We start from the raw sequence: 5,985 nt of genomic DNA, 5'->3' as shown, positions 1-5,985 counted from the left end.
GGAGGGGGGAGATAGCAGCAGAACCTATTGAAAAGTATAGCGGAAGGCGCATGCGTCTCGACCCCCTGGAATTAATAGAACCATACCTTGCTCCGGAGCGACGCAGTTCTACATTGGGGCCGATATGGGGAGGCCAAAGCGATGCTTAAGCACGAACTACTGTCGGACAAGGGAGTTCTAGTCGCGCGGCCTGAGGGACCGCTTTCGGCAAAGGATTTCTCTGGGCTTGCTGCTGATGCGGATGCATACATCGAGTCTCACGGCGCGCTTAAAGGCTTGCTGGTCTGTGCGCGGGAGTTTCCCGGATGGGAAAACATCGACGCTGCGATCTCGCATTTCAGATTCATTCGCGACCACCAGCGCGATATTGCGAAGGTAGCTGTCGTCAGCGACTCCGAAGTGATGACGCTGCTACCGAAATTCGCGAGCCATTTCGTCAGTGCCGAGGTGAAACACTTCAGTGGAGATGAGGAAGCCGAGGCGTTGGCGTGGATTACCCGTTAATTTAGCCACGCCATAGAGTGAATGGCGGATTAAATATCCGATTATCTCGATTAAAGTGTATATAAATCAATATGTTGTGCTATCCATGTCGCGCGATGTTGCGTAGATTTGGGGTCGGATAACTTGGTTTGTTCGCCGGAACAAAAAGACCGGAGGCGGCCAGGGGCCCTAATGATGGGCAGACAAGAGACCCCTAAACCCCGACCCCCCGTGGGCGCTCCCGCAGATGATGGTCAGTACCTAACTGCTCGGCACCGTCCCTAGCGACACACAATTTCCGGGCGGCTTAGAGTTAGTAGCGGCTGACTAGAGGACGAAGCCGCGCGTGTCGGCTTTTGAGCCTAAAGCAGACATCCCCGATCTCCTCGATGACGGCAGCTAATGACCCAAAGCGGATATCATCAAAGCCACTGATCTGACTTCACTTCGACGAAGCAGTTCACCCGTAACGTTTGCCGCTCATTGAGCCTTTAGCTGATCGATGACGAAGAGTGCACGGGCCACAGTTTCCGCGTTTTTTGCCGGCACTCCATTGTCCTCCCAGTCCTGCATGAACACGACTGCAATGCCGGTCTCCAGATCGCTGAAGCCGACTTGTCCGTAGGAGCCGACAGAGTGGATAATGTTGTGTTCAGGCAGGTACCAAGCCTGTGATGCATAGGTAACCGGCGTGCCAAACAGAGCGGCCATACCGTTGCCCGTCTCTGACTCTCGGAGCAGGTCTTTATCAACGTCCTCAACCGAAGCATAGAAGCTCTTGGGCGCTTTTCCCTGGGCTATCCATTGGTGAAACAGACCGTAGTCCCGCAGGGTTGTACTAATGCCATAAGACGGGCTCGCCGTGCCATCGACCGTCAGCGCGATAGAACCCCGGCTGTTGGCACCGAAGTCGTCGAACATATCGGATAGAAGCTTGTTGAACGGTTCGCCTGTCACCCCTTCGGCCAGCATCGCTAGCAAGTCGGTGTTCTTGTCGTTGTAGGTGTAGACTTCTCCAGGCGCGTTTTGAGTTTTGGCCTCGATTACAGCCTTGCGGTGCCCGCTGGGGTCACCTGGCTTTAAGCCCTGTTCTATCTCGAACACAAAGGCTTCGCCGCCGGGAACGTGGTAGTCGGTTGCGGGCAGTAGCCCGGCCGTCATATCGAGTACATGCTGAACTTTAGCCTTGCCTATGGCCGATCCCTTGAAATCGGGCAGATAGCTCTCGACCGTCGCGTTTGGATCCAGTTTACCTTCGTCGATCAATTTCGACGCGATGATTCCAGCGTAAGTCTTGGACGACGACTGTAAGAGCTGGGTCTGATCGGCATTGAATCCGTTATCGTAAAACTCTCCGAGGATCACGTTGTCCTTGATGATCAGAAAGCCCTTGGTCTGCGTCCCGTTGAGCGAGTCCGCGAAACTGCGGCCATCACCAAAGTCCTGCTGCAGATCGAACTGCTGGTCTGCGATGGTCACGGGCGCGGGGTTCTCGGCGGCCATGACGGGTACAGTGCCGAACAACCCATAGTCATCCCAGTGTGCGGAGACGTGCTTGTAATATGGCCAGCTCTGCATGTTCTTCGGGGTGATGTCAGAGAGGTCGATTGGCTTGTAAAAATCATTGAGCGTGACCTCCGATTTCGCCAAAGCACCCGACCCAATAGTAGCGGCCACAATGGCTGACAACATCGATAAGGCGCTGATTTTCAAGATCGCGTTTTGAGTCATCGGTGTTTCTCCTCCCTTGGTGTCTTGGGCCCTGGCCATCTTAGTCCGCAAGTATTTCAGCATAGTATGACCGGGCAACGCTTGACTCGGGTCGGGGCCTTCCGATGAAGCTTTAGCACGCGGAGCCAAGCCTAATGTCCGCTAATGGCACTTAACGGACCTCAGTGACGAAGCTGAGTATGTCTGCTTTCGCATGCAAAGCGGACGTGACCAGGTCGCGTTCTGATGTCGCCTAACGACCCAATGCGGACATCTCAGTCGATCGGGAGCCTCCTCAAGACGGAAAGGCTGAACGAAGAAGATCGGGCTTCCTATCTGGCACAAAGTGGCCGGACTCGATAGAAACAGGACATGGGATATAAGGAAGCCTATGAAGCCTGGGCCGCTGATCCATGTAGGTTCTGGGCGACTGCCGCCGAGGCGTTGGACTGGATTAAGCCGCCTCGAACGGTGCTAGACGATAGCAGAGCGCCGATCTTTGCTTGGTATCCCGATGGCGTGATGAACACCTGCTGGAACGCGGTAGACCGCAATGTTGAGGCGGGTCGTGGGCAGCAGGCGGCAATCATCTATGACAGCCCAGTCACAGCCACAAAGCGGACGATCACCTATGCCGAGCTTCAGACGGAGGTAGCGCGGTTGGGCGGCGCTCTGCGGTCGCGCGGTGTAGAAAAAGGCGATCGAGTCGTCATTTACATGCCGATGGTGCCAGAAGCGCTCATCGCGATGCTCGCCTGCGCGCGAATCGGTGCTGTGCACTCTGTTGTGTTTGGGGGGTTCGCAGCTCACGAACTCGCGGTCCGGATCGATGACGCGAAGCCGAAGGCTATCATCGCCGGGTCCTGTGGAATAGAGCCCGGGCGGGTCGTGCCCTACAAGCCGCTTCTAGATGGCGCAATCCAGCAAGCTGGCCATAAGCCCGAATTCTGCGTGATCTTTCAGCGCGAGCAGCGGCCCGCCGAATTGGGGGAGCGGGATGTCGAGTGGTTCGCCTTCCAGCGCGGGGCGGAGCCGGCCGAGTGCGTTCCAGTCTTGGGAGACGAGCCACTCTACATTCTTTATACCTCGGGCACGACGGGCCGGCCCAAGGGTGTGCCGCGGCCGAGCGCTGGTCACGCCGTGGCGCTAAGCTGGACGATGAAGAACATCTACGACATCGATCCGGGCGACGTGTGTTGGACCGCTTCTGACGTCGGTTGGGTCGTGGGTCATTCCTATATCTGCTATGCGCCGCTGATACATGGCGCAACGACAGTGGTCTTCGAAGGTAAACCGGTAGGTACGCCCGATGCGGGGACCTTCTGGCGCGTGATTTCGGAGCACGGGGTCAAGGTTCTCTTCACTGCGCCAACCGCATTACGGGCGATCAAGAGAGTGGACCCCAAGGGTGGGTTCATCCGTAAGCACGATCTAAATTGCCTGAAATATCTGTTCCTTGCCGGAGAGAGAGCTGATCCCGACACGATTCATTGGGCGCAGGATATGCTTGGCGTACCGGTTATCGACCACTGGTGGCAGACCGAGACCGGCTGGACGATCGCAGGCAACCCAATGGGGCTGGAGCCGTTGCCGGTGAAGGTTGGCTCGTCCTGCGTGCCGATGCCAGGGTATGATGTGAAGGTCCTCGGAGAAGACGCGCACGAAGTACCTCGGGGCCAGCTCGGGACCATTGCGATCAAGCTGCCGATGCCGCCAGGGTGCCTGCAGACGCTGTGGCAGGCAGAGGAGCGGTATCGGGACAGTTATCTCAAAAGATTCCCGGGCTACTACGATACGAGTGATGCGGGGATAATCGATGAGGACGGCTATGTGTACGTTATGGCTCGTACCGATGACGTCATAAACGTCGCGGGACACAGGCTGTCGACCGGTGCGATCGAGGAGGTGCTGTCAGCTCTTCCAGACGTGGCGGAATGTGCCGTGATTGGGGTTGCCGACGAACTTAAGGGGCAGTTGCCTATGGGGTTTCTTTGCCTCAATAGCGGAGTAGATCGACCCCAAGAGGAGATCGTCGAGGAAGCCATTGCCCAGGTACGCAGCCAAATAGGCCCCGTTGCAGCATTCAAGCTCGCCTGCGTGGTTGAGCGCCTCCCGAAGACCCGCTCGGGCAAGATTTTGCGTGGCACCATGGCGAAGATCACCGATAGCGAAAAGTTCAGAATGCCTGCCACGATCGATGATCCAACAGTCCTCGAAGAGATCCGAACCGCGGTGAGGGGTCTAGGATACGGCGGCTAGCGGAAGCAAGCCAAGTGGCGACAGTCTGAACCTCACGGAAGGTATAGACGAAACGAGCTGGAGTCTGCACTTGCCGCGCGACACTGTGTTGTTCGATATAAATGAAACCGTTCTCGATCTTGCAACCCTGATGCCGAGATTTGCTACGGCACTTGGCGATCAAGCTCTGGCGCGTACATGGTTTGTCATGTTGCTTCATACTTCTACCGTATGCGCGCTGACCGGAGTCAAAACGGGTTTTGCTGAATTAGCCAGCGTGATGTTGGACAAGATCGCTACGCTACACGATCGGACAATCTCCGATGAGGATCGAGGACAAATCCTCGGCGACTTTGCGAGCCTGAGACCACATGCTGACGTGCAGCCGACCTTACAGCGCTTGCAATCAAGCGGCTATCGTACCGTTGCTTTTTCCAATTCATCTTCGAGTTTGGTGACTAAACAGATCGCCAACTCTGGGCTGGCGGAGAATTTTGACATAGTGATCTCGGTCGAGGAGGCCGGAGGCTTCAAACCCGATAGCAAAGTCTACAAATTTGCCGCCGCACGTCTCGACCGGCCCATCCGCGATTTGCGGCTCATAGCAGCCCATGATTGGGATACTCATGGCGCGATGGTCGCAGGTATGAGCGCGGCCTACATCGACCGCTCCGGTGCGCCTTACCACCCTCTATACCGTCGCCCCAGGATTCAGTCGACCAATATGGTGAGTGTGATTGAGCAAATCATTGCGGCAGATGCTGGGCCAAACTAAGCGCGTAGCGCTAACGGCTCAGGCGTTGGTTTAGTGTTTGTTTTAGCGCTTTCACGATTCTGGGACGATTGCTTGTAAGAATCGGATGATCGACAAGGCGCAACGCCCGGCATGCGTCCGGTCTGCTGTTGACCCATGTTCAGCACGCTTGTGTAGTCGTCTTACCCTTGAGATTGTCCAACTCAGGTTGGCCGCGGGTACCCCCCTCACCACTCAATCGCAATTTTTCCGAAATGACCCCCGCTTTCCTGGAAGCGGAATGCATCGGCCAGCTCTTCGAGCGGAAAGCTGCGATCGATCACCGGGCGTATACCGGTCTGCTCCAGCGCGGTCACGTAGTCCTGCTGCTGACGGCGGTTCCCAACAATAAGTCCCTGGAGTCGGGCCTGTTTCGCCATTAGTGTCATGGTAGGCACATTCCCCTGGCGTCCCGTCAGGATGCCGATCAATGCGATGTGACCTCCGACACGCACAGCTTTGATCGACTGTTCTAGCGTGCCGGGTCCGCCCACCTCGATGACATGGTCGACACCATGCCCGCCAGTCAGCGCGAGGACTTCGCGGCCCCAGTCCGGAGTCAGCCGGTAGTTGATAACATTGTCGGCACCGAGCGCCCGAAGATGCTCTAGCTTCTGCTCCGAGGACGATGTGGCGATAACTGAGGCGCCCATAGCCTTAGCGATTTGCAGCGCAGCGATCGACACGCCGCCTGTGCCCAATACCAGAACGCTTGTGCCTGCCTTGAGCTGACCGTCGACAATGAGGGCGCGCCAGGCGGT

At 56.8% G+C, this 5,985-nt stretch carries 5 protein-coding genes; 3 read left to right on the top strand and 2 right to left on the bottom strand.

Annotated elements, in window-relative coordinates; genetic code table 11:
* The first annotated feature begins 141 nt into the window (after positions 1–141).
* A complete protein-coding gene (locus AC221Y_RS19040; RefSeq protein WP_462932204.1) occupies positions 142–504 on the top strand; it encodes a SpoIIAA family protein in 363 nt (120 codons plus the stop codon).
* 459 nt (positions 505–963) lie between these two features.
* Here the strand turns inward: AC221Y_RS19040 and AC221Y_RS19035 are convergent, their stop codons facing one another.
* Positions 964–2,214, bottom strand: a complete 1,251-nt coding sequence (locus AC221Y_RS19035; protein WP_462932205.1) for a serine hydrolase domain-containing protein — start codon at positions 2,212–2,214, stop codon at positions 964–966.
* A gap of 351 nt (positions 2,215–2,565) precedes the next feature.
* Here AC221Y_RS19035 and AC221Y_RS19030 point away from each other — a divergent pair, with 351 nt between their 5' ends.
* Together AC221Y_RS19030 and AC221Y_RS19025 are read left to right on the top strand one after the other, a co-directional pair.
* A complete protein-coding gene (locus tag AC221Y_RS19030) occupies positions 2,566–4,452 on the top strand; it encodes a propionyl-CoA synthetase (RefSeq protein ID WP_372930673.1) in 1,887 nt (628 codons plus the stop codon).
* Positions 4,453–4,522: 70 nt separating this feature from the next.
* On the top strand, positions 4,523–5,206 hold the full coding sequence (locus tag AC221Y_RS19025) for a haloacid dehalogenase type II (protein ID WP_372930675.1): 684 nt from the start codon (positions 4,523–4,525) through the stop codon (positions 5,204–5,206).
* A gap of 206 nt (positions 5,207–5,412) precedes the next feature.
* Here the strand turns inward: AC221Y_RS19025 and AC221Y_RS19020 are convergent.
* A partial coding sequence (locus AC221Y_RS19020; RefSeq protein ID WP_486708044.1) for a zinc-dependent alcohol dehydrogenase family protein occupies positions 5,413–5,985 on the bottom strand: 573 nt, incomplete at its 5' end.

The sequence above is a fragment of the Boseongicola sp. genome (assembly GCF_057460485.1).
Note: the sequence above shows the minus strand (reverse complement) of the source record. Positions and strands in the feature narration are given on the sequence as shown.